This is a genomic window from Bombella dulcis (assembly GCF_026385505.1).
GTDB classification, from domain to species: Bacteria; Pseudomonadota; Alphaproteobacteria; order Acetobacterales; family Acetobacteraceae; genus Bombella; species Bombella dulcis.
Window position 1 is genome coordinate 1 of sequence record NZ_JANIDV010000006.1, and the last position, 24,382, is coordinate 24,382.

Below are 24,382 nucleotides of genomic sequence, written 5' to 3' on the forward strand. Positions count from 1 at the left end.
ATGAAGCTGCTCAAACGAAGAAAACGCATCCACTGCGGGATGCGCCTCCTTTATTTCGGCTGAAAAAATCCAGCCCATCAGACCAGAGTAACGACCGTCTTGATGTTCCCCTTGGTAGCATTGGCGTAAGGGCAGACAAACTCCGTCTTCTTCACCAGTTCGGCAGCCTTGGTGCGGTCCATGCCCGGCAGGGAGACTTCAATGGCAACTTCAAGACCGAACCCACCATCAGAGCGGGGACCGATACCAACCGTTGCCTGTACGTGTGTATCAGCAGGAATGTCGATCTTCTCTTCACCGGCGACGAACTTCATGGCACCGAGGAAACAGGCAGAGTAACCGGCAGCAAAAAGCTGTTCCGGATTGTTACCCTTACCATCGCCACCCATTTCCTTGGGCACGCCGAGATTGACACGGAAGCTGCCATCGGTGGTCTCGGCAGACCCATCACGGCCACCGGTCGCACGGGCTGTGGTCTTGTAAACAACATTGATGGACATAAATGCACTCCCGGCCCCCATGGGCCTTCCTTAGAGGGTTTTCAGATGTCTCGCAGATTCAATCAGTCCCAGCGAAGACGTCTGTTTAAGAGATGGGGTGCGTGATTGGACAGACAATGGGGTTACTGCATAAAAATTGCATGTAACCCCTAAAGACCACTGTCAATGGATATGGCTCGGGCCGTCTTCATCCATCAGATTGGACGTGTGGACAGGCAGGTCGGCCAGAATGGCGATGTCACTGGCACAGCTGAGAACCGCCGCTTTTTCAGCAGGCGTCAGCTGGGAGAGAGCAGCTTCCAGAGTGGAGCTTTCCTGCAATTTCAAAGAGCCTGTCAACAGGGGAACGGAGATCGGGTCTCCAGCTTTGCGGGGGGCTGGCAGGGTAGCCAGATGGGCATGTCTCAGTTCCCCATTGCTACGGAGCGCATGGAAGGCCTCCACGATCACGGGATGAGGGTGATTCCGCTCTTCAAGGGCACGCTGAATGATCGGGGGAGGGGCTGTTTCTTCAGGAATGAGAAGAAGACCAGCTTTGCGCATTGCCTGTCCGATACGGCTGCTGCTGGTGAAGCCCACCAGTGGAATGGCCAGCAGCAGTCCGATCAGGACAGGCAGCATCCAGAGGAACAGGGACAGGGAGACGGACCATGCCGCGGCACTCAGAATGAGGCCGAACAGGCTGTAGAACCAGTATTTCCGGATGGTATCAGCCCAGGGCAGACTGCCATCGTCACGGTTCTGGGCTTTCCAGCCGGAGTCCCGTCCCAGCAGAATGGACAGGATGGCTGAGGTCTGGATCAGCATGGCGATCGGCGCAATCAGCGCACCAATTAATGTTTCCAGAAGGATGGACCAGCCAAGCCGCACCACACCACCAGCCTGTTCCCGCTCTTTCGGGTCAAAACAGATGGCAATGAATGCCAGGGCCTTAGGGGCTAGAAGCACGATCATGGTCTGGATGAAGACCAGCCGGGCCAGAATGGGGTCCACATGGGGCCAGTGTGGGTAGAGGCTGCGTTGCGTGCTGAAATATTCCGGATGATAGAAATGGGCCTGCAGGGCGATAAGAATGCCAAAGAGCAGGAACAGCAGCCAGAGCGGCGACATGATGTAGGAGCCAATACCCACCAGCATGTGGGACCGGCTCACCCAGTGCATCCCTCTGGTGAAGAGAATACGGGCGTGCTGGAGGTTCCCCTGACACCAGCGGCGGTCCCGCACGGCAATATCCGTCAGGGAAGGGGGGCTTTCTTCATAGGAACCACTGAGACCCGGAACCATATGGATGGCCCAGCCGCCACGGCGCATCAAGGCCGCTTCAATGAAGTCATGGCTGAGGATGTGCCCGCCAAAAGGCGGCTTGCCGGGCAGATGTGGCAGACCAGCCTGTTCGGCAAAGGCCCGGGTACGGATGATGGCATTATGACCCCAGTAATTGCCTTCAGAGCCATGCCACCAGGCAATGCCCTGTGCAATCAGGGGACCATAGACACGTCCGGCAAACTGCTGCATCCGGGCAAAAAGTGTCTGCCCGCCCACGATGACGGGCAGACTCTGGATGAGACCAACCTGTTCATGCTGCTCCATGGCGGCAGCCAGACGGACGATCAGCCCGCCATCCATCAGACTGTCCGCATCAAGGGTGAGCATGGCTGGATAGGCTCCGCCAAAACGGGTCACCCAGTCACCAATATTCCCCGCCTTGCGATCCGTGTTTTTGAAGCGGCGACGGTAGAACAGGTGCCTGCGGGCATAATCCTGTCTGTGGAGGTCCAGAACAGCCTGTTCTTCCTGTATCCAGATGTCCGGGTCCGTCGTGTCGGAGAGGATGAAAATGTCAAAATGCTCGCCCTGCCCGGTTTCCTGAAGGCTTTTGAGCATGGCCCGGAGATTGATCATCACCCGCTGGGGCGGTTCATTATAGGTCGGAAGCAGAATGGCAGTCTTGCTGGAAAGTTCCGGCAGAGGACCGGTGCGGCGGATGCCAAGCCCCAGCCCGCCATGACGCAGCATCGCCCAGAACCCACCCAGTGCAGAAGCGCAGGAAAGTGAAATCCAGAAGCTGAGGATGCTGAACAGCCCCAGCATGATGATCCCCAGCGTACTCGTTCCCAGTGAGTTGAAGACGGCATTGATCTTCACCACACTGTAGCCGGTCAGCAGAAAGGCCGTGCCGAAGACGGCCAGACGCCGCAGCCAGAGCAGTGTGGGTGTCGTAGGCAGCCACCAGAAGGACCGGCCATGCCGGTCTGGTGCCCTGTGGAGGTCCTGCACCGGCATGGCCAGCGGGGCTTCAGGTGGAAGGAAGGAATTCTGCTGGGTATGTGTGGTCATCTGTCTTACGGGGTCCAGCGGTATAGCCATGTTTCGGAAACGGGGCCTTGTGCATTGGCCAGCTGAGCCTGGAGTTCACAGAGTTTTGCCGTGCCGGGAGTCAGCTCGAAGAAGGCACGGATGCCGTTGATTTCAGGATTGGGCATCAGTGCCGTGGCCTCGACCGTTCCGGCAGATGTCTGCACGAGCAGATGATAGGCCGTATCATTCGGCAGGGCACGGAATGGCTCGCCGTTGAAGTCCAGAACAAACTGCACCTTGTCAGGATGATCCGTCACGGCTCCGACACGGGTATCATGGATGCGGGCCAGATGGGTCGGCCAGGGCGTATCCCAGCCCCAGTACATGCGGTAGGTGAAATTGTAGCCCTGTCCAGCCTTCATGGGATTCTGGGGACGCCAGAAGGACACGATATTGTCGTTGACCTCGCTGGGGGTGGGGATTTCCACCAGATTGACACTGCCCTTTCCCCAGTTGCCGACAGGCTCCACCCAGAGGGAAGGCCGTTTCTCATAATGCAGGGCAAGGTCTTCATAATCATGGAAAGACCGTTTGCGCTGCATCAGCCCGTAACCATAAGGCCCGGCATCGCTGAAAGAAGACAGCTGGAGGTCGGTCGGGTTGGTCAGCGGGCGATAGATGTTCTGGCCGGCACCCGTCCATATCTGGAGGGCTTCGCTGTCATGGGCCGCTGGCCGCCAGTCATTGACATGCCTCCGGTCATTGGCATCGAAGTAGTACATGCCCGTCAGGGGGGCGATCCCACCCGCCGTGATGTCCACCCGGGGGAAGAAGGAGGACTGGACATCAAACAGGGTTGTTTCACCCGGCCGGATGGTGAAGCGGAAGGCCCCCGTCAGGGAGGGGCTGTCCATCAGGGCATGGAGCACAAGAGACTGGCTGCCTGCTGCGGGTTTCTCCAGCCAGAACGCACGGAATACGGGGAACTCTTCTCCCGTGGATGTCCCCGTATCCTTGGCGAATCCACGGGCGGACAGGCCGTAATTCTGGCCCCTGGCTACAGCCCGGAAGTAGGAAGCCCCGAGAAACACGGCGCATTCTTCCATCACGCCCGGCTGATTGAGAGCATAGCGGATGCGCAGTCCGGAAAAGCCCGTCTCGGCACTGACATTCAGGGAAGAAGTTCTGCTGCTGAACATGTCCGCCGTGCAGGGAACAGGATGGGCTGCCCCGTTCTCGACTTCGAACACATCGACTTTCTGTTTATAGAGATAGCCACGGGGAAAGAACTGGATGTCAAAGGCAAGACGGTCCTGCCCCCAGAGGGTCTTTTCCGGATTGAACTGGATGGATGAGAACTGGTCGAAGGTCATATGCGCCAGTGCATCCGGCAGGTCCTTCTGTGGCGGCTGATAGCTCTTGCTGGCCAGCCCCTGCGCCAGAGACCGGACGGTGCTGTCATCAAAACGTGTCGGTGCCACGTCCACTGTCTGGGCCTTCAGGGAGCGTCCTCCCGCAAGGGTCAGTCCAGCTCCAAGCCCCAGACCGGCTTTTACAAGTTCACGACGATGCATTTTCATAATGAGATTTAAAAACCCTGCAGTCTGTAATGTGGACCCTGTCTAGCCTGTCATCGGAAGGCGGGGGAATGGTATTTTCATGGCAGGCTACATTAAAAATATGTAGTTTTCCCCTCATTGAAAGAGATTTATTCTTACCACAGGCTTTTCCATGGTGGAATCTGTGCTGCTATCCGGCTGATATCTTTTGTTTCGGGTGCAGAGGGTGGGGCGGGAATGTGATGGAGGGCACGGCACTGGCCCAGTCGCTCCAGTGTCCGGCTGTTTTCCGGCATCTTCGGCCCGTTGGTGATAAATCCCAGGACGGGAATCCGCCGCTGGTACAGGGCTTCAAGGCTGAGCAGCGTGTGGTTGAGTGTTCCCAGCCCGCTTCTTGTGACCAGAATGACAGGCAGGCCCAGCTGGGCGATGAGGTCGATCATCAGCATGTCATCCGTGAGAGGCACCATGAGGCCGCCTGCTCCTTCCACAATCAGTGGTGAATGTGGGGCTTCGGGCAGGGTGAGCTGTTCAGGCTCGAGCGTCACGCCCTCAAGAACACTGGCAGCTGCAGGGGAGAGAGGGGCCTGAAGGGCATAGGTCGGGGGTAGGATATGCTCTGCGGGCAGGCCGGTCAGATGCTGGATGGTGGGCGTATCGCCCGCCTCTTCCGCAAGGCCGGTCTGGAAGGGCTTCCAGTACGTTCCCTGCCACGCTTTTGTCAGGATGGCACTGGTGAGGGTCTTGCCAATGCCGGTATCCGTCCCGGTGATGAAGATGCCCCTGGGAGCGGTGCGTGGCAGGGCTGGTGGCGGCTGAAGCAGCATGGGGTCAGCATCCTTTCTGGAAGACGCCAAAGGCGGCCTGATAGGTCACATGGTCAAAATGACTGTCAAAATGCCGCATGGCCCTGCGAAGCCCGTGGGCGGGCTGATGCCCTTCCCGTGGCAGGGAGGCCCCGATCATGCGCAGGCCCTGAAGAAACTGTCGTGCCGAAGGGGCAGGATCATGAAGCGTGCAGACGTCCCATGTGCCATGACCATCCGGAGGCCAGTCTTCCTGAAGCTGGGCAAGACTGGGGTAGTCGGGCACGCCGCAGGGGATGGCGGCATTTTTACAGCTCTCCCGCCATTCACGCAGGCTGCCTGCCAGCAGGGTGCTGACCATCAGCCGTCCTCCGGGCCGTAAGAGAGCTATAAGGGCACGGAAAGCCCTTGCCCGGTCTTCAAACCACTGAAGGCAGAGACTGGAGATAATGAGGTCGAACCCGTCCTCTGCTCCCTGTAGCTGCGGATTTTCGCCATCCATGACATGGAGATGCACGGCTGCCGGAAGAGGAGCCAGATTACGGCGGGTACGCTCCAGCATGGCAGGAGCAATGTCCGTGAGATGGAATTCTGCCTCCGGAAAGGAAGAGACCAGTTCCCGGCTCAGCAGGCCCGTGCCGCAGCCAAATTCCAGAATCCGGCGGGGCGGTTGAGTGGCATGATGCTGGCGGATGCGTCCGGCCAGCATCCGGGCGCACTGTTTCTGGATGAAAGCAGCCCGTTCATAGTCATGGGCGGCATCAAAACGGGCGGCGATGCTGGTCCTGCGGCTGTCTGTCATACAGCAGAAGTATTTCTGATGATGCGTGTCAGAAGAGCGGCACAGTCCTGCGGATGGGTGCATGGCAGCAGATGCCCGCCGGGCAGGCTGATGCTGGCTGCGTCCAGTCCCAGCCCGTTTCTGGCGGGAGAGAGGGGGTCATCCGGGCTGTGCAGGCTGTGGAGCCGTCCTTTCCATCGGGACAGGAGCGGGCGATGCTCCATGGCGGCCAGGGCGGAAAGACCAGCCTTCAGGGCGTCATGATCCAGCGTGGCCGGGAGGGCGGGATCAGCTTCACCACACATCTGGCGGAACTGGTGCAGGACAGGTTCCGGCTGGCGGTCCAGTTGCCGGATCATGCGATGCAGAATGCGTTCCGGGACACCTTCCGGGAAATTTTCGGTCCTGGTGAATCGGGCAAAGCCATTGATGCTGATGAGACCAAGGCAGTGAGGGGCATCCAGAGCCAGAAGGGAGCAGGCTCCGGCAGAGTGTCCCACCGCCCAGAAGGGGTCTTGTGGCAGGTCAGACCGTGCCTCCGCCCCGAAATAGCCCGCTTCCCCGCAGACATGCTGGAAGTCCCGCAGGTGGTTTCGCAGGGGCGTCCAGAAGCTGGCGTCATAGCCCCAGCCATGCTGGAAATAGAGTATCGTCATCGGGGCGTCACACTCCGCAGGCTGTCCAGCAGGGCATCACCGAGCCGGTCTATGGTGGCGGCGGAAAGGCGGCTTTCCAGAGCGATCCGCAGGCGGGCCGTGCCGGGCGGAACAGTAGGCGGGCGTATGGCAATGCTGAGGAAGCCTTTCTTTTCCAGAGAGCGGGCGACATGCAGGGCCGTTCCGCTCTCTCCGATCATGACCGGAATGATCTGCGTGCTGGAAGGCCCGGTGTCCCAGCCCGCATCATTCAGCCGCTGGCGCAGGCGGTCGGCTTGATGCTGGAGGTGCTGGCGTTCAGCGTCCAGAGGGGGGACGATTTCAAGGGCGGCATCCAGTGCCCCGAGGCAGGCGGGCGGCAGGGCCGTGCTGTAAATGAAACCGGATGCCTGATTGACCAGATAATCGCAGAGGGCCTGACTGCCTGTCACGAACGCTCCCATGCCACCAAGGGCCTTGCTGGCGGTACTCATGGTAATGTCTGCCAGTCCGTTGGACAGGCCGCATCCTTCCGGCCCCAGCACGGCAGTAGCATGGGCCTCATCGACATAGAGGAAAGTCCCGTAACGGTCCGCCAGTCTGCGCAGGGCGGGGATGTCGGCCCGGTCTCCATCCATCGAGAAGACACTCTCGGTGATGATGAATTTCAGGCCCGGCTGGTCGGCATGGCGTTCCAGCAGATTTTCCAGATGGGCAAGGTCATTATGGCGGAAGCGCACCTGCCGCAGCCCGGCTGCCAGACAGCCATGATGCAGGCTGGCATGGTTCAGACGGTCCATGAAGAGGATGGCCGGATGACCCATCTGCTGGCGGGAGAGGTGGTTGAGAGCTGGGAGCAGCGAGGCATTGGCCTGCCATCCGCTGGCAAAGAGCAGGGCGGCCTCACTTTTCTTGAAGCGGGCCAGCTTTTCTTCCAGCTGCGTGTGCAGGGGCAGGGTGCCGCTGACAAGGCGGGAGGCCCGTGCGCCCGTGCCGTAGCGTTCTGCCCAGTCCGCTGCACGCTGGCGCAGCAGGGGATGGTCCGCAAGGCCGAGATAGTCGTTGGAGGTGACATCGACCAGCCTGCGGCCCTGACGGAGCAGGGAGCCGTCCTGCCGTTCCACGGGGACGAGATGGCGGCGTGTCTGCTGCTGGTCCCGTTCATACAGGGCGGCCTGAAGGGCGGACTGGAAGGCATTCATCCCAGATGGTCCTTCAGGACATGATGGATGCTGCTGGTCAGTCTGCTCAGTTCATCAGGCGTGATGGTGAAAGCGGGCGTGAGATAGACAATGCGCCGGAAAGGCCGCACCCAGACGCTTCTTTCGATGAAGGCCCGTTTGAGGGTTTCCGGGTCATCCAGCCTGTCCAGTTCCACGACGCCGATGGCTCCCAGAACACGGACATCCTTCACGCCGGGCAGGGAGCGGCAGGGTTCCAGTTCCGCAGTCATCTGGGCACTGATGGCCCGGACCTGCTCCAGCCGTGGCTCCTGATCGAACAGGTCCAGCGAGGCATTGGCCACGGCACAGGCCAGCGGATTGGCCATGAAAGTTGGGCCATGCATGAGGGCATGGAGCGGGTCATCCGACAGGAAGGCCTCAAACACATGTTTCCGGGCAATGGTGGCGGCAAGGGGCATGGTACCGCCTGTCAGGGCCTTGGAGAGAGCCACGATGTCCGGCGTGATTCCGGCCTGCTCGCAGGCAAAGAACGTCCCTGTCCGGCCGAAACCGGTGAAGACTTCATCGATGATGAGCAGGATGCCCTGTTCATCACAGAGGCGGCGGAGATGGCGGAGGGTTTCCGGCTCATGGAAGAGCATCCCGCCTGCTCCCTGCACGAGCGGTTCGGTGATGATGGCGGCAATCTCGTGCCCCCGTTCGGAAAGCAGGGCCTCCAGCGCAGCCAGTGTCTCCGGTGTGGTGGGGAGGTCGGCAATGACCTGCGGTGTCAGGGCGTCTCCAAAGAGGCGGTGCATCCCTTCTTCCGGGTCGCAGACGGCCATCATGGCCAGCGTATCGCCATGATACCCGCCCCGGAAGGAGAGCAGCTTGTGCCGTCCCTCCCGCCGCCGATTGAGCTGGTACTGGATGGCCATCTTGGCGGCGACCTCCATCGCCACCGACCCTGAATCCGTGAAGAAGACCCGCTCCAGATCACCCGGCAGCCGGTCTGTCAGACGCCGGGCCAGTGTCATGGCGGGCTGATGGACCATGCCGCCGAACATGACATGCGGCATCGCCTCGGCCTGTTTCACGAGGGCCTGCCGGATATGGGGATGATTGTAGCCGTGGCAGGCTGTCCACCATGAGGCGATGCCATCAACAAGTGTCCGCCCATCCGCAAGGGTGATGGTGCTGCCAGAGGTGGAGGCGGCCTCCACCGGCATGGGAGCAGTCTGCATCTGGCTATAGGGCAGCCAGAGATGGAGGAGGGTGCTGGCAGTGGTCATGGAGAGGTGTCCGTCTGACAGTCAGGGATGACAAAGAGGTTCACTATCGGACCCGTATCGTTCCGTAAAGGTGGAATGGTAGCCAGGAGTCAGGGCAAGGGTTGGAAAAGTTTGCAAAAATCTTACTTGACGATGAGGTTCCCGTTTCTGGAAAAAGGGCCGGTCGAGGCTCCTGATGGCTGGTGTCCGATAGTCTGTATCATTGGTGGGCCCGCCATCAGGCCCTGCATGACGATCTTGTGTGGTGGCAGACTGTTCTGGAGAAATGGAGAGACCATGTTGAAAATTCGTGGCCTGATGGCCGTCATGATCGTGCCTTTTCTGGCTCTCGGGGCCTGCACGACGCCGGGTCTGGAATCACGGCCGGACGTGTATGACCAGTCACAGGTCAATACGTTGCAGCGGGGGCGTGCCGTGCAGATCATTTCCGTGTCTGCTGCCCGGGTGAATGTCGACAATTCCCGCAACCGGCAGACGGCAAAGATCATTGGCGGCATTCTGGGGGCGGCTCTGGGCAGTGGCTTGGCCGTTGGGGCTGGCCATTCTGGCTGGGGTGGTGGTCTGGCGGCCGGTGCTGGCGGGGCCATTGGGGGGACCATGGTCGGTGGGCAGGTTGTTGGTGGCCATACGCTCGTTAATGGTGTGACGATTGCCTATCAGGATCGAGCGGGTGGGGATGTTCTGCTCTCTACGCAGGTGGGCAGGACTTGTGAGTATAAGCCGGGTACGGCACTTCTGGTCTCGACGGGTGGTAATGGGACTCGTATCCAGCCCAATGCCGCCTGCCCAGTTCGGCGTTAAGGAACGAATACTGCGGAAAAGGTGGATGAAATGGTACGTCTTTCTGGATGGAATGTCGGATTGCTGTGTCTGGCGCTGGGGGTGAGCGGTGTTGGGAGTCTGGGGCATCTGGCCCATGCCCAGGCGACAGATCCGGCACAGCTTGAACTTCTGGGACGGATTCAGGACAGTCAGGACCAGCGGCGTCTGGCACTGGAAGCCGCCCAGCAGCAGGCCGCCCGGCAGGCGCAGCAGCGGCAGGAACGTCTGCGCAGGCAGGCTGCGGACAGTGCGGCCCGCATCGCCGCCAGCCGGAACAGCCGTACCCAGACGGACTGGGAAAATGACAGGCGGTACCGGGAAGCCAGCCGGATGCTTGAGCTTCAGGAGCAGCAGCTCAAGCTGAAGATGCTGGAGGCCCGTGCCAGCCGAGAAGATGATGTCATCAAGGCTGATCTGGCCCAGAAGCAGGCAGAGACGGACCGCGTGCTCCAGAGTGCGCAGGGGGATGCGAAGCTGAAGTCCGATCTCGGTGAAGCTGCCAAGATGGAGCAACGTCATTGGTGGGAAAGCAACTGACAGACTGGTGATGCGCCAGTTTCTGTGGTCTATAGGATCCGCAAGTGATTGAAATGGTTCAGGGGCAGAGCGTTATGGGACGAGGTATGAAGATAGGGCGGTTGCTGGGGGGGCTGTGTGGCCTGACGTTTTTGTTGGGAGCATCTGCTCATGCGACGTTGAATCTTTCTAATAATCCCAGTGTTTTGTTAGAAAGGTATCAGGACTGGCAGGTTGTTTGTCAGACTCCTAGTGCGGTAAGTGGTGGTAGGGGCAAGCAGTGTTTTGCACGGCAGCAGGTATTGGACAGCCAGTCACACCGATTAGTCATGAGTATACGTCTGGAGCCAGATGGTGTGCAGGTGCGTGGTCTGGTTACCGTTCCCTTCGGCTTGGACCTTGTGCGTGGTGTGACCTTGACTAATGCTTCTGAGCCGGTGGGTGATAGTTATGCTTTTTCAACCTGTTTGCCAATGGGTTGTTTTGTACCGCTTTCTTTTGACGAACGGCAGTGGAGCACTCTGTTGAAAGAGAAGAGAGCTGTTCTTACGGCCATGACGTTTTCTGGCCAGCCGATGAAACTTTTCTTTTCGACGCAGGGTTTGGCTCACGCTCTTCAGCGTATTCGTGTCCTGACGCAGCAGTGAGTGCCTGTGCATGATCCCCGCCCCTCGCCTTGTGGGGCACAGGGATCATGCCGGTTTCATGTCCCGCAGAAGGTGTAGCTGATTTCTTCTTCTGGTCGGGGTGGGGCATCCAGCCCGTCATGACTGTCTGCAAAAGGTGTTTTCAGGGCGTCATGCAGGTCATGGAAGGGTTGGTAATTGCCTTTGAGGGCCTGTGACAGAACGGCCTCGACCTGATGATTCCGGGGAATGATGCGGGGGTTTGTTGCCTGCATGGCCTGCTGGCGGATGTCGGTAGGGCGTTTCTCAAGCGTCAGGCGGTGGAGGATTTCGGTCCAGCACAGGTCGAAATGGCCTTTATTGCCGGGGAACAGTTCCCGCAGGGCCGTGTAATTGCCTCCGATGGCTACACCGGGAGAGCCAAGCATACGGAAGGCATTGGTGAAGTCTGCTTTGCCCGTATGCATGGTTTCCAGAATATGTTCCAGCAGGCGGATGTCATGCTCGTCATGTTCTTCCAGTCCCAGCTTGCGGCGGAAACCGGCCAGCCAGTAATGGTGGAGGAGGCTGTCATAGTCGTGCAGGGCCTCCTGGGCCTGTTCGATGGCCCTGTTTTCGTCAGCGTCGAACAGCGGGAAGAGACATTCTGCCAGACGGCTGAGATTCCAGAGGGCCAGGGCAGGCTGGCGGCCATAGGCGTAGCGGCTTTCCCGGTCGATGGAGCTGAAGCATTTCATCGGGTCAAACCGGTCCATGAAGGCGCAGGGGCCGTAATCCAGTGTTTCCCCGGAGAGGGCGCAGTTGTCCGTGTTCATCACACCATGAATGAAACCGACTTCCATCCAGCGGGCCACAAGCTGTGCCTGCCGCCTGATGACGGTTTTCAGCAGGGACAGGTAACGCTCCGGGCCTTCCGTTTTGGAGAGTTCAGGATAGAGACGCTGGATGGTGAAATCGGCCAGCTGCCGGACATGGTCCAGCCCGCCATGAACGGCGGCATACTGAAAACTTCCAACCCTTATATGGCTGCGGGCTGTCCGTATGATCATGGCACCGGGAACGGGGCCGCTTTCCCGTTCGACCGTTTCACCAGTGGTCAGGACGGCCAGTGCCCGTGTGGTGGGGATACCAAGGGCATGCATGGCCTCGCTGACAAGATATTCTCTCAGGGCGGGGCCAAGTGTATTCTTTCCGTCGCCACTACGGGAGAAGGGGGTTGGCCCTGTTCCCTTGATCTGGAGTTCCACGGTGCGGCCGTCGTCTGTCCGGCAGTCTGCGATGAGGGCGGCCCTGCCATCCCCCAGAGACGGTACGAAATGTCCGAACTGGTGCCCCGCATAAGCGGTGGCGACGGGGCCCGCCCAGGGGGTGTCCTTCCGTCCCTCTTCCGGCAGAACCCCACGGGAGAGGAAGGCTATTCCGGATGGAGAGTGCAGCCAGTCCACATCCAGTCCCAGATGCTGGGCGAGTGTGATATTCAGGGTAATAATCCGGGGGGATGAAGATGTAGCTGGAGTAATAGTGCGGTGAAAAAGATCGGGTAGGGATGTCGCATAAAGAGGGGGAATAGGCATGAAGCGGTCTTTTTTCGTTGTTAATAGGGGCAACTTATCTGATGTATGGAGTTTCCTCCAGATGAGTTAAGGAGATGAAAGGAATGGAAGAAAGATGCAAGAAAGTTAGGGTGGATATGTATCATTCGGATAAAAAAGTTTTAGCAACATTCGTAATGTACCCTTGCTGTAGGGTATAATACCCTATAGAATTCGTAAACCATGTTGCGTGTGGGTGTGCCAAAATTGATAGAGCTCTAACGCGGATAATTGAGACAAGATTAAGGATATCCTGTGGAGAACCAGCCTCCAACTGGCAAACAGTCTTCCGGGCGTAATGCTGGAGGGCGTGCGTCTTGCACCCAAGGGGTGGAAAGTAACAGCGCAGAGAGGTCGTCAGTTCAGAGGATCAGCCCTGTTCATATACGCTTGTATGCAGTTATGGCTGCTGCACGGTATCACGGGATCGAGCTTGATATACGGGATTTTGCTGCAGAACCAGGTGAATCATCTCCGTCACCTGCCACCCTCGTTCGTTGGCTGAGGGATTTTGGTGCCGTTGCCAAGGGGATGCGGTTGCGGTGGCGGTATCTTGTTAAGCTGGGTTACACGCCACCTGTTGTTTTGCTATTTCGTGATGGCTCGGCGGGCTTGCTGGTTCGCACGGACCCTGAGAAGGGTATCGTCTGGCTGCGCGACCCTCTAAAGGGTGAGGGGGAGCCGCCTGTTCCAATTGATGAGCTGCGGCTGATGCAGCTTTGGACTGGTGATATTGTTCTTATCAAACGGCGTAGTGATGAATCGGAAGCTGATGCTAATTTCGATTTCCACTGGTTCGCTAAGATGGTTCTGCGAGAAAAGCAGGGTCTGAGAGACATTGTTTTCTCGTCCATGATTCTGAGCGTGCTGGGGCTTTTCCCAGCGATGATCGTCATGCAGGTGGTGGATAGGGTCGTCAATTATCATTCCATGGCAACTCTTGTTTCTTTGACTGGATTTGTCGTTATCCTCAGTCTTTATGAAGTTTTATTAACCTATGCCCGGCAGGAGCTGACTTTGGTAGTTACCACTCGGCTTGATGCTCGCATTTCCCTCCATGCTTTTAACCGTCTGTTAGCCTTGCCGTTGGAGTTTTATGAGCGGCAGCAGGCTGGTGAGGTGTTGGGGCGGTTTAATTCTATCTTCAAGGTGCGTGATTTCATGACCGGGCAGGTACTGAATACTCTGCTGGATATGTTCATGCTTTTGGTCGTCATGCCCGTGTTGTTTTATATGAGTTCCACTCTAGCGTGGCTGACCTTGGTGAGTGCAGGGGCTATCGGTCTCATCGTGGTCATCATGTTGCCTGTAGTCAGCCGCGTGGCGGGCAAGATGGTTCGTGCGGAGATGCAGCGCGGAGCCACCCTGTATGAAACCGTGGCTGGTATCCGAACCGTCAAAACACTGGCTCTCGAGAATACCCGCCGGGCCGAATGGGACAATCGTACGGCTGTCGTCATTCATTGGCGTCTGGCCTCCCAGCGTCTGGCCAACTGGGTCAGCACGATGGTCCAGCCGCTCAATATGTTCATCAACCGGGGTATTATTCTTGTGGGTGCCTATCTGGTGCTGACGGATTCGAGCAGCATGCAGGGTGGCGCGCTCATGGCCTTCATGATGCTGGGTGGCCGTGTGGCGTCTCCACTGGTCAGTCTGGCCAAGATCATGGAATCCCTCAATGAAGTAACCGTATCCTTGGGTGAAGCTGGTGAGGTGCTGAACCAGCCGACGGAAACCTATGCCCTTACCCATGGCATGCGTCCGCCTATCAAGGGGGCACTGAGCTTCAGCAACATTAACTTTACCTACCCCGGGGCTTCTACTCGGGCACTATCCGAGGTGAATTTTGACATTCCGGCGGGGACCATGCTGGGGCTTGTGGGGCGTTCTGGTTCGGGTAAATCGACTATTACCCGTCTCCTTCAGGGGGTCAGTCGTGACTATCAGGGTTACTTGCGTCTTGATGGGGTCGATCTGAGGGAGATCAACTTGCATTATCTACGGCGGTCCTTTGGTGTGGTGCTTCAGGATAACTTCTTGTTCCGTGGAACCATTCATGACAACATTACGGCCGGTCGTCCTGGCTTGACGCTAGATGACGTCATCCGGGCTGCCCGTCTGGCGGGTGCCGAGGAGTTCATAGAGCGTATGCCGGCGGGTTATGAGACGTGGATCGAGGAGGGGTCGACTAATATTTCTGGTGGGCAGAGGCAGCGTCTGGCTATTGCTCGTGCCGTGATTTCTGATCCCAAACTTATGATTTTGGATGAAGCTACGTCGGCTCTTGACCCAGAATCCGAGGCTTTGGTCAATGCCAACCTCAAGAATCTAGCCAAAGGCCGGACGATGGTGATCGTATCCCATCGGTTATCTTCATTGGTAGATTGTGATCAGATCGCTGTGATGGAGCAGGGGCGTGCTATTGATATTGCGCCTCATACCGTCTTGTTGGAACGCTGTGATGTATATCGGACCTTGTGGCTTCAGCAGAATCGTCATCTTGAGCAGACGGCGCAGCCGCCTCAGGCGTTAAATTCCACCGATGCTCGGTCGTCTGGCGACCCAGGACAAAAGGTGGAGCAAGAACGGCCTGGAGGGGGAGGACAAAATTGATGAGGGAGAAGAGAAAGGCAGGCAGTGTTGGTCCTGTGCAACAGGGGGCTGATCAGCGAATTGAACCGGAGATGGAAGAAGGGGAAAATCATAAAGGGCCTCGCAAGGCTAATGATCCTTTTGCGCCGGATGATGTGCCCGTAGCTCTTTTGGAGTTTCATTCCCCTACACTGGGGATGGTTAATATGCCGATGACGGCTTCGGCGCGTTACATTACTTGGTTGGTTGGGTCGTTAGTGTTGGCGAGTGTGCTGGCAATGGCATTGTTCCCACTTAATAAGGTCGTGACTGTCACAGGCCGGATTATTTCGACGGCGCCGATCGTGGTCGTCCAACCGTTGTCTGCTGGGCGTGTTCGGTCGATTTACGCATCTGTTGGACAGTATGTCCGCAAAGGGCAGGTTTTGGTCCGACTTGATCCGACGTTGAATGATGTAGATATGGATAATTTGTCCGCGCAGATGGAATCCCAGCAGGCAGAGGTCTTCCGTTTGAAGGCACAAGCGGCAGATGTGGATTATCATGCGGATATGAATGTTCCTGCTTCCATCCAACAGGAACAGGTGTTCCGTCAGATGAAGACGGATTATCAGGCCCATGTTGAGGATTTTGACCGCCGCATTGCTGGGATGCTGAATGACCTTCAGGCTGCCCGCGGGAGTGCCGCCATGTATGCCAGTAAGTTGAGGGTAACCCAAGCCGTGCTGGACATGAGAGAGCGTGAGCAGAAGGAAGAAGTGGGGTCCCGCCTGTCCACTCTGGGAGCACAGGACGCTTTGATGGATACGGAGCGTGCCCTGATTGCGGCCCAGCAGACGGTAGGTGGCACACAGAACCGCCTTGATGCACTCCGTGCCCTGCGGGAAAGCTATATTCAGAGCTGGAAGACCAAGATATATGGTTTTCTGGTGGTCGGTCAGCGGAGGCTGGACCAACTGAGAAGTGATTACCGCAAGGGGCGGGTGCAGCAGAAGGAAATCGATTTGAGGGCTCCGTCTGATGGCGTCGTGCTAACGGTGGCTCCTATCTCTGTTGGGGCGATGGTCGCCCCAACTCTGCGTGTGGTTACCTTGGAACCGACAGCAAGTGGGTTGGAGGTGGAAGCTCTTATGAGTCCCCAGGATAGTGCTTATGTACGGCAGGGGCATCATGCTATCATCAAATTTGCCAGCTTCCCATATGTTCAGTACGGTGGGGCGAAGGGCACGGTTCACCTCATTAGTGCTGATACGTTTCTACCACCTGAGATGGTTGAGGGGAATATCAGGGCCGGGATTGATCCTGCTGCCATTATGAAGGAAGGTAACTCTGTCCTTTTCTATCGTGTGCGGCTAAAGATTGATAAATATACTCTGCATGGTCAGCCTTCTTTCTTCCATCCCAGTGCGGGTATGCCTGTGACGGCTGATATTGATGTCGGCAAGCGGACAATCTTGAATTATTTGTTTGGCCGTGCAATCCCGGCAGCAACAGAAGGTATGAGAGAGCCTTCCTGAGGGGAGGGGGGGGCTGGTCATGGTGCGTAGGTTAGCCTTTTTTGTTTCCCGCCGATCCCATCGGTTAAATCGTGCTAAGCGGCTGCTGGGGGCTGGGAAAGTTTCGCAGGCTTTCTCCCTGTTTGCGAAGCTGGCTAAGGCAGGAGTGCCAGAGGCTGCTTATAGGATTGGGCAGTGTTATCTTTCTGGGCAGGGAACGCCAGCTTCGCTGGAGGAAGGGGCACGTTGGACCTATCATGCAGCAGAAATGGGTATCCCGGAGGCCAGCTTCACGCTGGCGACTCTGTTTGCCATGGGGGTACCCGAAGGGTTTGACCCGTCACGGTCTGTCTCGGGTGATGTGGGTCTGTACGACCATGCCAGGGCCGAGGATGTAGACAGATACCAGCCCGACTTCGTGCAGGCCCGTTTCTGGGCGGAGAAGAGTGCCGCTGTCGGGAATGTCGAGGCCCAGGCCCTGCTGGGGCATATCTTCAATCATGGGCCTGAAGGCATTCAGGACAGGGAGGCTGCTCGTCATTGGTATGGGGAATCCGTCCGGGGTGGTTCCATGCAGGGCGCACTCGGGCTTGGTCTCATCCTGCTGGATGATGCCGAGGATGACAGCCAGAAGGCACAGGCCGTGGAGCTTCTCCAGCGTGCGGCTGATGAAGGGAATCTGGGGCTGGCCAGTGCGGCCATGGGCTGGATTCATGAGCACGGGGCCAGTGGTCAGCCACGGGATGCCTACAGGGCTGCCGCCTATTATCTCAAGGCAGCGGAACAGGACATTCCTTCCGCCCAGGCCCGTTATGGGCTGATGCTTCTGAAAGGGGTCGGGGTCGACGAGGCGAACGCCATACGGGCTGAAAGCTGGCTGCGCAAGGCGGCCTACGGTGGAGATGCCGAGGCGGCGGCCCTTCTGGGTGACCTGTATATCCGTGGTGAAGAGCTGTTCCGTCGCCCGATGGAAGCGGCCCGCTGGTATGAATTTGCGGCGGAGCAGCATCATACGCCGGCGGCCCGTGCGCTGGCCGTCCTGTATCTGACCGGAACGGGCGTGCCACGGGACGAGCGCAAGGCGGCCTTCTGGTTCAATCATGCGGCCGTGCTGGGCGACCATCTGGCCGATGCGGACCTTGGCAATCTGGTGCTGGCCGGGGTGGCCCGTCCGGATGAGGAACAGCGCAGCCTCCAGCAGCGTCTCAGGCGGCAGGCTGAAGGCGGGAACCCGCTGGGGGCCTTCAATCTGGGGGTCTGTCTGGCACAGGGTGTCGGAGGTGTTCCGGATGAGGCGAAGGCCTTCTACTGGCTCGGTCTGGCACGGGATGGCGTCGTGAATGCCCAGTACTGGTATGGCCGCATGATGTTTGAGGGCCGGGGTGTCGCCAGGGACATGCAGGCCGGGCTGGCATGGATGGACAAGGCTGCCCGCAAGGGGCTGCCGGAGGCCTGTGTCAGCGTGGCGCAAATGCTCATTACCGGTCAGGTGGACGGCGTGAAGGATCATGTACGGGCACTGGAGCTGTATCACAGGGCGGCCGATGAGGGGCTGCCCGAGGCCTATTTTTCGCTCGGAGCCATGTATGGCGGGGGCCATGATGTACCTGCCGACCTTCCGAAGGCGCGTGACTATTTTGAAGAGGCTGCACAGCGTGGTCATGGGCTGGCCCAGATGATGTTTGGCCGGTATCTGCTCAAGGGGCTGGGTGGATCTGAGAATGGCGAGCTGGCCCGTTACTGGCTCCAGCAGGCGGCGGAGCAGGATGTTGAACAGGCGCAGGAGCTGCTGGACAGCCTTTCCGGCATGTCAGCCCGGGAGGGTGAAAGCGTCTCGTGAGACGGCAGGCCAGTTTCATTCCGGGATATGGCCGCTTCTATCGTCCGCAGGAGGAAGCCCGCTGGAAAATCCGGCACATGGAGGCTATCCAGAAGGCTTTCAGCCAGGGGGTGGCCTGCCTGAGACAGGGCAGACGGCATGATGGCCTGTTCTGGCTGCAACGGGCCGAGGCCCTGTCAGGCCGTGATGACAATATCAGCTTCACCTGTGCCGTGGTCCTGCTGGAAAATGGTGATGTCCAGCAGGCCCTGCCACGGCTGGAGACGCTCTGGACCCGGTATGGACTGAGAGAAGCGGGGCTGGCTCTGGCAGGGGGCTGTTTCCGTGGTGGCAGGACGGAAGAGGCCGTCCGTGTCATGGGGCAGGTCATGTCCTGCAACAGTCTGGCCGTCGACCATTATGCTCTGGCAGACAGCCTGTCTTTTCCCGCCGGGCTGCCAGGGTGGATGGTACTGTCCAACAGTGGGGAGATACGCCTCCGGGTAGCGGGAGAGGTGGAGCTGGCTCTGGATGGCAGGCCGCTGGGGCGGCTGACGGCGGGGCTGTATGATCTGGCTGTGCTGGTACCTGATGAAGCTGGCCCATGGTGGCGGGGACAGGAGCTGACAGCAGCCTGTGATGGACAGCCTCTTCTGGGCAGTCCTCTCGACGTAGGCAGTGTGACACGATGCCAGTCTCTGGTCACGGCGGAGGTGCAGGGTGTCCGGGGCTGGCTGTGGTATCCCGGCGAGCCTGATTTTCTGCCATCCTTCCGGGTGGAAGGGCATGAAGCCCCCTTGCGGGCAGAGACGCTGGCGGAGGGATTCAGCAGTACGGCTTTGTTGCAACGGCCGAGGGGATTTTACCTGTCTTATGTGGACTGGCCCCGGCTGACGAACCAGCCGACCAGTTTTTATGATCAGTATGGCCGTCTGCTGATGGGAGCACCGCTTGATCCGGCTCTCGTGCGGCTGATGCAGCAGCCGGAACAGGTAGGCAGCCTGCGGAAAGGCTGGACGAGACAGGGCTGCCGTGCCGCTGTCCGACGGGGAAGGACGGATGGCCTTCCGGATGCAGCTGTTATGAGGGGCTGTGCCATCATCATACCGGTCTATCGGGGTGAGGCTGTGGTGCGGGCCTGTCTGGAAAGCGTCATGGCGACGGCCCCGGCCTCCAGCCGCATCATTGTCGTGGATGATGCCTCACCTGAAAAGGGGCTGCGGGACTATCTGGAGGGTCTGGCCGGAACGGGCCGTGTGAAGCTGCATCGTCACAGGCAGAATGGCGGGTTTGTCGCCAGCATCAACACGGGGCTGGAGCATGTGCCCGCCGGATGGGATGTCATCCTGCTCAACAGTGATACGCTGGTGTTCGGCAACTGGGTGGAACGTCTCTGCCACTGGCTGCGGCGTGAAAGGGCGGGCACGGTTACGCCATTCTCCAATGCTGGCGGGCTGACGGCCTATCCGGCCAGAAACCGTGACAATCCCGCTCCAGACCCGGCGGAAGCGGAGGCTCTGGACGGGCTGTTCCGGAGTCAGGCGGAGGCCACCCTGCAGGAGATTGACCTGCCTACGGCCAACGGGTTCTGCATGGGCATCTCGGCGGCCTGTCTGGCCGCTGTCGGGACGCTGAACCGGGCTTTCTTTGCCCAGGGCTATGCGGAAGAAAACGAGTTCTGCCTTCGGGCCAGTGAGGCAGGGTTCCGGCATCTGGTAGGCATGGATGTTTATGTCCTGCATTACGGGCACTGCTCTTTCGGGGCAGAGGCAGCTCCGCTTCTGCTCCGCAATCTGGAGATACTGAACCGCCTGTATCCCGGTTATGACGAAGCCATTCAGCGATGGAAGAAAGTCAATCCGTTGCGGGACCATCGCAGGATGCTGGACTGGCGGCGGATCCGTCAGCATCGGGCGGATTTCACCGGGGCCGTGGTCCTGCTCCAGCACCGGGGTGGAGGTGGCGTGGCCCGTGCCGTGCGGGAGCAGGCTGCCCGTCTGGGGCAGGAAAAATGTCTACCCATCATTCTGGAACCGATCGAGACAGGCTGCCGGGTCGTCAGCCCCATCGAAGGGCTGGCAGTGCCCAATCTGGTGTTTGACCTGCCCGGAGAGCAGCCCGTTTTACTGTCCTTCCTGAGGGAAATGGGCGTCCATCTCGTCATATGGCATCACATGCTGGGTCATGAGACCGGTCTGCGGGAGCTGCATCATCAGCTGGATGTGCCTTATGATGTTTATGTGCATGATCATGTCTGGTTCTGCCCCCGCATTGCCCTTCTGGACAGGCATGGCCGTTATTGCGGAGAGCCATCCGTGGCGGGCTGCGTGGACTGTCTGAGTGGCGGCAATGTGCCAGCGGGGGACGCCCTGCCTCTGCCGGACTTTCTGGCCCGTTCGGAGACGGAGCTGGTGCGGGCACGCCGGGTGGTGGCTCCATCTGAGGACGCCGCCCGCCGGCTGATGCGGCACATCGCCAGCCCCATCAATGTTCATATCGACCCTCTGGAGGATGACCGGCAGATCAGGGCGGGAGGGTCTCCTGCAAGGGGAAACAGGCCTCCGACATGGGAACGGCCCTTGCGGATACTGGTGCTTGGGGGGATCAGCCGGTGGAAGGGGTATGATGTTCTCCTGTCACTGGGGAAATACATCCAGCAGGAGGCCCTGCCCCTGCGTCTGATACTGATGGGCGGGACACATGATGATGATGCCTGCCTTGATGCGGGCATAGAGGTGACGGGGCCATATGATGACAGGACTGTCCTTCCGGCCCTTCAGGCGGTGAAGGCTGATGTTGGTTTCATCACGTCCATCGCTCCGGAGACATGGTGTTACACGCTGGGCTGGCTGTGGAAGGCAGGGCTGGCCGTGGTCGGGTTCGACATAGGGGCGTCTGCGGAGCGCATCCGGCAGGCAGGGCCGGACTGGGGGCAGCTTGTGCCGCTGGGTCTGCCGGCTGATCGTCTGGCAGGTGTTTTCATGTCGATGACGTGTCGTGGAGAGCTTAAGACTTTTTTGCAGGGTATTGAAAAATAATATACGAATACGAAGACATCCTAAGTATTTTCATGTATAAGGGGTCTGTCCTTGTGCAAATTACGGTCGCCGGAGATACTATGTCAGACACAGACCAAGAACAGCCCCATCATCCCATCGTAGACCTGAAAGCAGGTGCCCACGTGATGACGCTGGATGCCGGTGTCTTCTGTGTATTTCATGCTCCTGGTCAGATGGAGGCGGGGCCGAGCGGTTTGCCGGGTGTCCGTATTTCCCGAGCACCGGGAATATCGGAGGATGCCGTTGAGGTTGTGACTTTTGAGGCGGATGGCTGGATGGGGGCGGCCAACAGTGCGGCTCTGATACGGGTTCGGCGTGGTCCGGCTGGCGTGATGGTGACGACTTATCAAGATAATGCAGGGGGGAGTTCTCCTCGTCTTCAGGTAATCCGTCTCATTGGTGGTGTTCCGGTGGATCGGCCTCTTACGGAGGAGACCGTGGATGAGGAAGTCGAAAAGATTAGTCCGGAATTACAGCAGCCGACTGGGAAGGCGAGCAAAGCGTCTGTTTCCGGTGTCGTTGGTAGTGAAGCAGTCCGCGAGGTCGTTGTCCATGTCCAGCGGCGTGGCGATGTCGGTGGGGCCATTGGTGAATGGGTGGGGCAGCCTGGCAGTAAACGTTGGATCGAAGGTTTCTCCATTCGGCCTGAAGGAGGTCTCCTAGCCAAGGATATAGAGTATCAAGCCGTTTTGGGGCGTGGTTGGTTGTCGCCGTGGGCCGAAGGTGGCCAATTTTGTGGATCACGGGGAATGTCGTTGCCGATTTTGGGGCTGCGGGTTCGTTTGAGAGGTGATCTTTCCTCCAAATGGAGGATAAAGCTGTCTGCCAGCTTTACAGATGGGACGAAAGTTGATTCCCCGGAGGGGAGGGAGGAGGTTCTTCAAGCGGAAAGTCTGGCTCCGCTGGAGAGTTTTCGACTTGAGGTTGTATCTATGAAGGGGAGGGAAAAACGGGGGGTATCTACTAGGGGGGCGTAGCCGTAGGCTGGCCGGGGGGGAGTGGTGCGTTTTCTTTTTGTTCATCAGAGTTTCCCGGCGCAGTATGCCCACATGGTGGCTCACCTTGCCCGCAGGCCGGAACATGACGTCGTTTTCATCACGGCGGGCAAGGGGGATGACATTCCCGGTGTCCGCCGTGTGCTGTACCGGCCTCCGGAGCTGAAGCGAGATGGTGCCCATTATTTCGTCAGGGAGTTCGATCACGCCATCCACAGGGCCGAGTCCATTGCGTTCGTGGCACGCTCCCTGAAGAATCTGGGGTTCCAGCCGGATATCATCATCGGTCATCACGGCTGGGGAGAGCTGCTGAATCTGGATTCAGTGTTCCCCGGTGTGCCCCTGCTGGGCTATTTCGAGTTCTATTATGGGATGGAAGGGCGGGACATTGGTTTTGACCCGGAATTCCCCATGCCTGAAGAAGCCAGCCTGCTGATTCGCTGCAAGAATGCCGTCAATCTTCAGGCTCTGGAAGGCCCTGGCCTTGGGCAGACGCCAACCCGTTTCCAGCGTGATACATACCCGGGCTGGGCACAGGAAAAGCTGAACCTTCTGGATGAAGGGGTTGATCTAGTCCAGTACCGTCCGGACCCATCCGTACGGCAGAGGCCGTTCCAGCTGGGGGATGTGACCATCGCATCCTATGAGAAGCTGGTGACTTATGCGGCCCGCAATCTGGAGCCATACCGGGGTTTCCATAGCTTCATGCGTGCCCTGCCCGCCCTGATGAAGGCACGTCCGGACTGTCAGGTCATTCTCATGGGGCAGGAGGATGTCAGTTACGGAATTCCGCCTGCGGGAGGCGGTACCTGGCGGCAGACCATGCTGAAGGAGCTGAAGGGGAAGCTTGATCTGTCCCGCATCCATTTTGTCGGCTGGCTGGAACGGGACCAGATGGTCCGGGTGCTGCAACGGTCGGATGCCCATGTCTATCTGACCTATCCTTTTGTTCTTTCATGGTCGCTGCGGGAGGCGATGGCGGTTGGCTGCCCGCTCGTGGCCAGTGACACGGCACCGGTGCAGGAATATCTCACTCATGAGGACACGGCCCTCATGGTTCCGTTTCTCAGGCCGGAGGCCATTGGGGAGGCCGTGCTGCGCCTGCTGGAGAGCCGCAGCCTTGCCGAGCGGCTGGGCCATAATGTGCGGCGGCGTGCAGAAAAGTTACTGGATATGAAACAGTATCTCGCCCAGTATGAGGCGTTGATATGCAGGATGACAGGTCGGGAGGTGCTATGAACATGCCAGAGATGGATAGAGCCGCCTTGCAGCAGCTTGTGGCGGGCTGGATCGTCAAGAAATCGTCTTCCTCTGCACCGCAGAGACTGCTGGAGGAGGACTGTGCCCAGCTTGCGGATGCAGCGCAGCGCAGCTGGCGGGCCATGAGGGCCGGGCCTGATGGTGACATGGCGGACAGGACGGCTCTGCGGGACCTGACGGGTGAATGGATTGCGCAGCGTGAGCGGGGTGGCGTTCCGGGGCGTCTTCTGGAAGATGATCTTCAGGCCATCATGAACAGTCTGAGGCTTGATGAAATCGGGCCGCCCCCTCATGTCGAGCCTGAACAGCCTGAACAGCCTGAACAGCCTGAACAGCCTGACCCCGTTTTCCCTTCTTTCCCGGCGGATGTGAAAGTCGAGGACTGGCGGGCTGATTACATGTCTGCCGATGATGTGGCCGGGAATGACGTGCTGGCTGACGGGCGGCTGGTGAAGGATGTCCTGAAGGAAGACCCCTTCTATTTTGCAAAGCTCCATCTGGCCCTGTCTCTCTGACGGGAGCAGAGGGTCGGGACTCTGGAGGCAGGCCTGTCTGCCTCTGCCTTGTTAAG

Annotated in this window: 19 protein-coding genes; 10 read left to right on the forward strand and 9 right to left on the reverse strand. The window is 58.8% G+C overall.

Features of this window, described 5'->3' with window-relative positions; all coding sequences use genetic code 11:
* Nucleotides 1–77: 77 nt before the first annotated feature.
* The 8 genes from NQF87_RS08000 to NQF87_RS08035 form a co-directional block, all read right to left on the reverse strand.
* Nucleotides 78–500 carry an organic hydroperoxide resistance protein gene (locus tag NQF87_RS08000; RefSeq protein WP_266127888.1) on the reverse strand — a complete coding sequence of 141 codons (423 nt, stop codon included), beginning with the start codon at nucleotides 498–500 and terminating at the stop codon, nucleotides 78–80.
* 162 nt (nucleotides 501–662) lie between these two features.
* Nucleotides 663–2,837 (reverse strand): glucans biosynthesis glucosyltransferase MdoH, encoded by a 2,175-nt coding sequence (gene mdoH / locus NQF87_RS08005; RefSeq protein WP_266127889.1) that lies wholly within the window; start codon nucleotides 2,835–2,837, stop codon nucleotides 663–665.
* Nucleotides 2,838–2,842: 5 nt separating this feature from the next.
* Nucleotides 2,843–4,378, reverse strand: coding sequence for a glucan biosynthesis protein (locus NQF87_RS08010; protein ID WP_266127890.1), 1,536 nt, complete (start codon nucleotides 4,376–4,378; stop codon nucleotides 2,843–2,845).
* 134 nt (nucleotides 4,379–4,512) lie between these two features.
* Nucleotides 4,513–5,184, reverse strand: coding sequence for a dethiobiotin synthase (bioD, locus tag NQF87_RS08015; RefSeq protein WP_266127891.1), 672 nt, complete (start codon nucleotides 5,182–5,184; stop codon nucleotides 4,513–4,515).
* 4 nt (nucleotides 5,185–5,188) lie between these two features.
* Nucleotides 5,189–5,965: a methyltransferase gene (locus NQF87_RS08020; protein ID WP_266127892.1), complete on the reverse strand. Its 777-nt coding sequence runs from the start codon at nucleotides 5,963–5,965 to the stop codon at nucleotides 5,189–5,191.
* Nucleotides 5,962–6,600, reverse strand: a complete 639-nt coding sequence (locus tag NQF87_RS08025) for an alpha/beta fold hydrolase (protein ID WP_266127893.1) — start codon at nucleotides 6,598–6,600, stop codon at nucleotides 5,962–5,964. Before NQF87_RS08025 ends, NQF87_RS08020 begins: the two co-directional genes overlap by 4 nt.
* Entirely contained in the window at nucleotides 6,597–7,781 is a 1,185-nt protein-coding gene (locus NQF87_RS08030) for an aminotransferase class I/II-fold pyridoxal phosphate-dependent enzyme (RefSeq protein ID WP_266127894.1), read from the reverse strand. Before NQF87_RS08030 ends, NQF87_RS08025 begins: the two co-directional genes overlap by 4 nt.
* A complete protein-coding gene (locus NQF87_RS08035; RefSeq protein WP_266127895.1) occupies nucleotides 7,778–9,034 on the reverse strand; it encodes an adenosylmethionine--8-amino-7-oxononanoate transaminase in 1,257 nt (418 codons plus the stop codon). Before NQF87_RS08035 ends, NQF87_RS08030 begins: the two co-directional genes overlap by 4 nt.
* A 276-nt stretch (nucleotides 9,035–9,310) precedes the next feature.
* On the opposite strand from NQF87_RS08035, the gene NQF87_RS08040 reads away from it, so the two are divergent.
* The 3 genes from NQF87_RS08040 to NQF87_RS08050 are packed head-to-tail and all read left to right on the forward strand — an operon-like array spanning nucleotide 9,311 to nucleotide 11,019.
* Nucleotides 9,311–9,835: a hypothetical protein gene (locus tag NQF87_RS08040; RefSeq protein ID WP_266127896.1), complete on the forward strand. Its 525-nt coding sequence runs from the start codon at nucleotides 9,311–9,313 to the stop codon at nucleotides 9,833–9,835.
* A 30-nt stretch (nucleotides 9,836–9,865) separates the two neighbouring features.
* Complete coding sequence (locus NQF87_RS08045; protein WP_266127897.1) at nucleotides 9,866–10,393, forward strand: DUF5384 family protein; 528 nt, start codon at nucleotides 9,866–9,868, stop codon at nucleotides 10,391–10,393.
* Nucleotides 10,394–10,446: 53 nt separating this feature from the next.
* Nucleotides 10,447–11,019 carry an invasion associated locus B family protein gene (locus NQF87_RS08050; protein WP_266127942.1) on the forward strand — a complete coding sequence of 191 codons (573 nt, stop codon included), beginning with the start codon at nucleotides 10,447–10,449 and terminating at the stop codon, nucleotides 11,017–11,019.
* Nucleotides 11,020–11,075: 56 nt separating this feature from the next.
* Here NQF87_RS08050 and NQF87_RS08055 read toward each other — a convergent pair whose 3' ends face one another.
* The gene (locus NQF87_RS08055; protein ID WP_266127898.1) at nucleotides 11,076–12,572 is read right to left on the reverse strand and encodes a protein adenylyltransferase SelO; all 1,497 of its coding nucleotides are present in this window, start codon (nucleotides 12,570–12,572) and stop codon (nucleotides 11,076–11,078) included.
* Between the two features lie 420 nt (nucleotides 12,573–12,992).
* On the opposite strand from NQF87_RS08055, the gene NQF87_RS08060 reads away from it, so the two are divergent.
* The 7 genes from NQF87_RS08060 (at nucleotide 12,993) to NQF87_RS08090 (ending at nucleotide 24,326) form a co-directional block, all read left to right on the forward strand.
* Nucleotides 12,993–15,203 (forward strand): peptidase domain-containing ABC transporter, encoded by a 2,211-nt coding sequence (locus NQF87_RS08060; RefSeq protein ID WP_323670724.1) that lies wholly within the window; start codon nucleotides 12,993–12,995, stop codon nucleotides 15,201–15,203.
* A complete protein-coding gene (locus NQF87_RS08065; RefSeq protein WP_266127899.1) occupies nucleotides 15,203–16,699 on the forward strand; it encodes an HlyD family type I secretion periplasmic adaptor subunit in 1,497 nt (498 codons plus the stop codon). Before NQF87_RS08060 ends, NQF87_RS08065 begins: the two co-directional genes overlap by 1 nt.
* Before the next feature lie 19 nt (nucleotides 16,700–16,718).
* Complete coding sequence (locus tag NQF87_RS08070; protein ID WP_266127900.1) at nucleotides 16,719–18,518, forward strand: tetratricopeptide repeat protein; 1,800 nt, start codon at nucleotides 16,719–16,721, stop codon at nucleotides 18,516–18,518.
* Nucleotides 18,515–21,535 (forward strand): glycosyltransferase, encoded by a 3,021-nt coding sequence (locus tag NQF87_RS08075; protein WP_266127901.1) that lies wholly within the window; start codon nucleotides 18,515–18,517, stop codon nucleotides 21,533–21,535. Before NQF87_RS08070 ends, NQF87_RS08075 begins: the two co-directional genes overlap by 4 nt.
* Before the next feature lie 80 nt (nucleotides 21,536–21,615).
* Nucleotides 21,616–22,533, forward strand: a complete 918-nt coding sequence (locus NQF87_RS08080) for a hypothetical protein (protein WP_266127902.1) — start codon at nucleotides 21,616–21,618, stop codon at nucleotides 22,531–22,533.
* 21 nt (nucleotides 22,534–22,554) lie between these two features.
* Nucleotides 22,555–23,790, forward strand: a complete 1,236-nt coding sequence (locus tag NQF87_RS08085) for a glycosyltransferase (protein WP_266127903.1) — start codon at nucleotides 22,555–22,557, stop codon at nucleotides 23,788–23,790.
* A gap of 2 nt (nucleotides 23,791–23,792) precedes the next feature.
* The gene (locus NQF87_RS08090; RefSeq protein ID WP_266127904.1) at nucleotides 23,793–24,326 is read left to right on the forward strand and encodes a hypothetical protein; all 534 of its coding nucleotides are present in this window, start codon (nucleotides 23,793–23,795) and stop codon (nucleotides 24,324–24,326) included.
* The last annotated feature ends 56 nt before the right edge of the window (nucleotides 24,327–24,382 follow it).

Bases quoted from the DNA above. Each gene is read 5' to 3' on its own strand.
- NQF87_RS08025 (WP_266127893.1), bottom strand. From the start codon at position 6,600: ATGACGATACTCTATTTCCAGCATGGCTGGGGCTATGACGCCAGCTTC.
- NQF87_RS08030 (WP_266127894.1), bottom strand. From the start codon at position 7,781: ATGAATGCCTTCCAGTCCGCCCTTCAGGCCGCCCTGTATGAACGGGAC.
- NQF87_RS08090 (WP_266127904.1), top strand. From the start codon at position 23,793: ATGCCAGAGATGGATAGAGCCGCCTTGCAGCAGCTTGTGGCGGGCTGG.
- NQF87_RS08010 (WP_266127890.1), bottom strand. From the start codon at position 4,378: ATGAAAATGCATCGTCGTGAACTTGTAAAAGCCGGTCTGGGGCTTGGA.
- NQF87_RS08080 (WP_266127902.1), top strand. From the start codon at position 21,616: ATGTCAGACACAGACCAAGAACAGCCCCATCATCCCATCGTAGACCTG.
- NQF87_RS08020 (WP_266127892.1), bottom strand. From the start codon at position 5,965: ATGACAGACAGCCGCAGGACCAGCATCGCCGCCCGTTTTGATGCCGCC.
- NQF87_RS08055 (WP_266127898.1), bottom strand. From the start codon at position 12,572: ATGCCTATTCCCCCTCTTTATGCGACATCCCTACCCGATCTTTTTCAC.
- NQF87_RS08035 (WP_266127895.1), bottom strand. From the start codon at position 9,034: ATGACCACTGCCAGCACCCTCCTCCATCTCTGGCTGCCCTATAGCCAG.
- NQF87_RS08040 (WP_266127896.1), top strand. From the start codon at position 9,311: ATGTTGAAAATTCGTGGCCTGATGGCCGTCATGATCGTGCCTTTTCTG.
- NQF87_RS08070 (WP_266127900.1), top strand. From the start codon at position 16,719: ATGGTGCGTAGGTTAGCCTTTTTTGTTTCCCGCCGATCCCATCGGTTA.
- bioD (WP_266127891.1), bottom strand. From the start codon at position 5,184: ATGCTGCTTCAGCCGCCACCAGCCCTGCCACGCACCGCTCCCAGGGGC.
- NQF87_RS08065 (WP_266127899.1), top strand. From the start codon at position 15,203: ATGAGGGAGAAGAGAAAGGCAGGCAGTGTTGGTCCTGTGCAACAGGGG.
- NQF87_RS08050 (WP_266127942.1), top strand. From the start codon at position 10,447: ATGGTTCAGGGGCAGAGCGTTATGGGACGAGGTATGAAGATAGGGCGG.
- NQF87_RS08045 (WP_266127897.1), top strand. From the start codon at position 9,866: ATGGTACGTCTTTCTGGATGGAATGTCGGATTGCTGTGTCTGGCGCTG.
- mdoH (WP_266127889.1), bottom strand. From the start codon at position 2,837: ATGACCACACATACCCAGCAGAATTCCTTCCTTCCACCTGAAGCCCCG.
- NQF87_RS08000 (WP_266127888.1), bottom strand. From the start codon at position 500: ATGTCCATCAATGTTGTTTACAAGACCACAGCCCGTGCGACCGGTGGC.
- NQF87_RS08060 (WP_323670724.1), top strand. From the start codon at position 12,993: ATGGCTGCTGCACGGTATCACGGGATCGAGCTTGATATACGGGATTTT.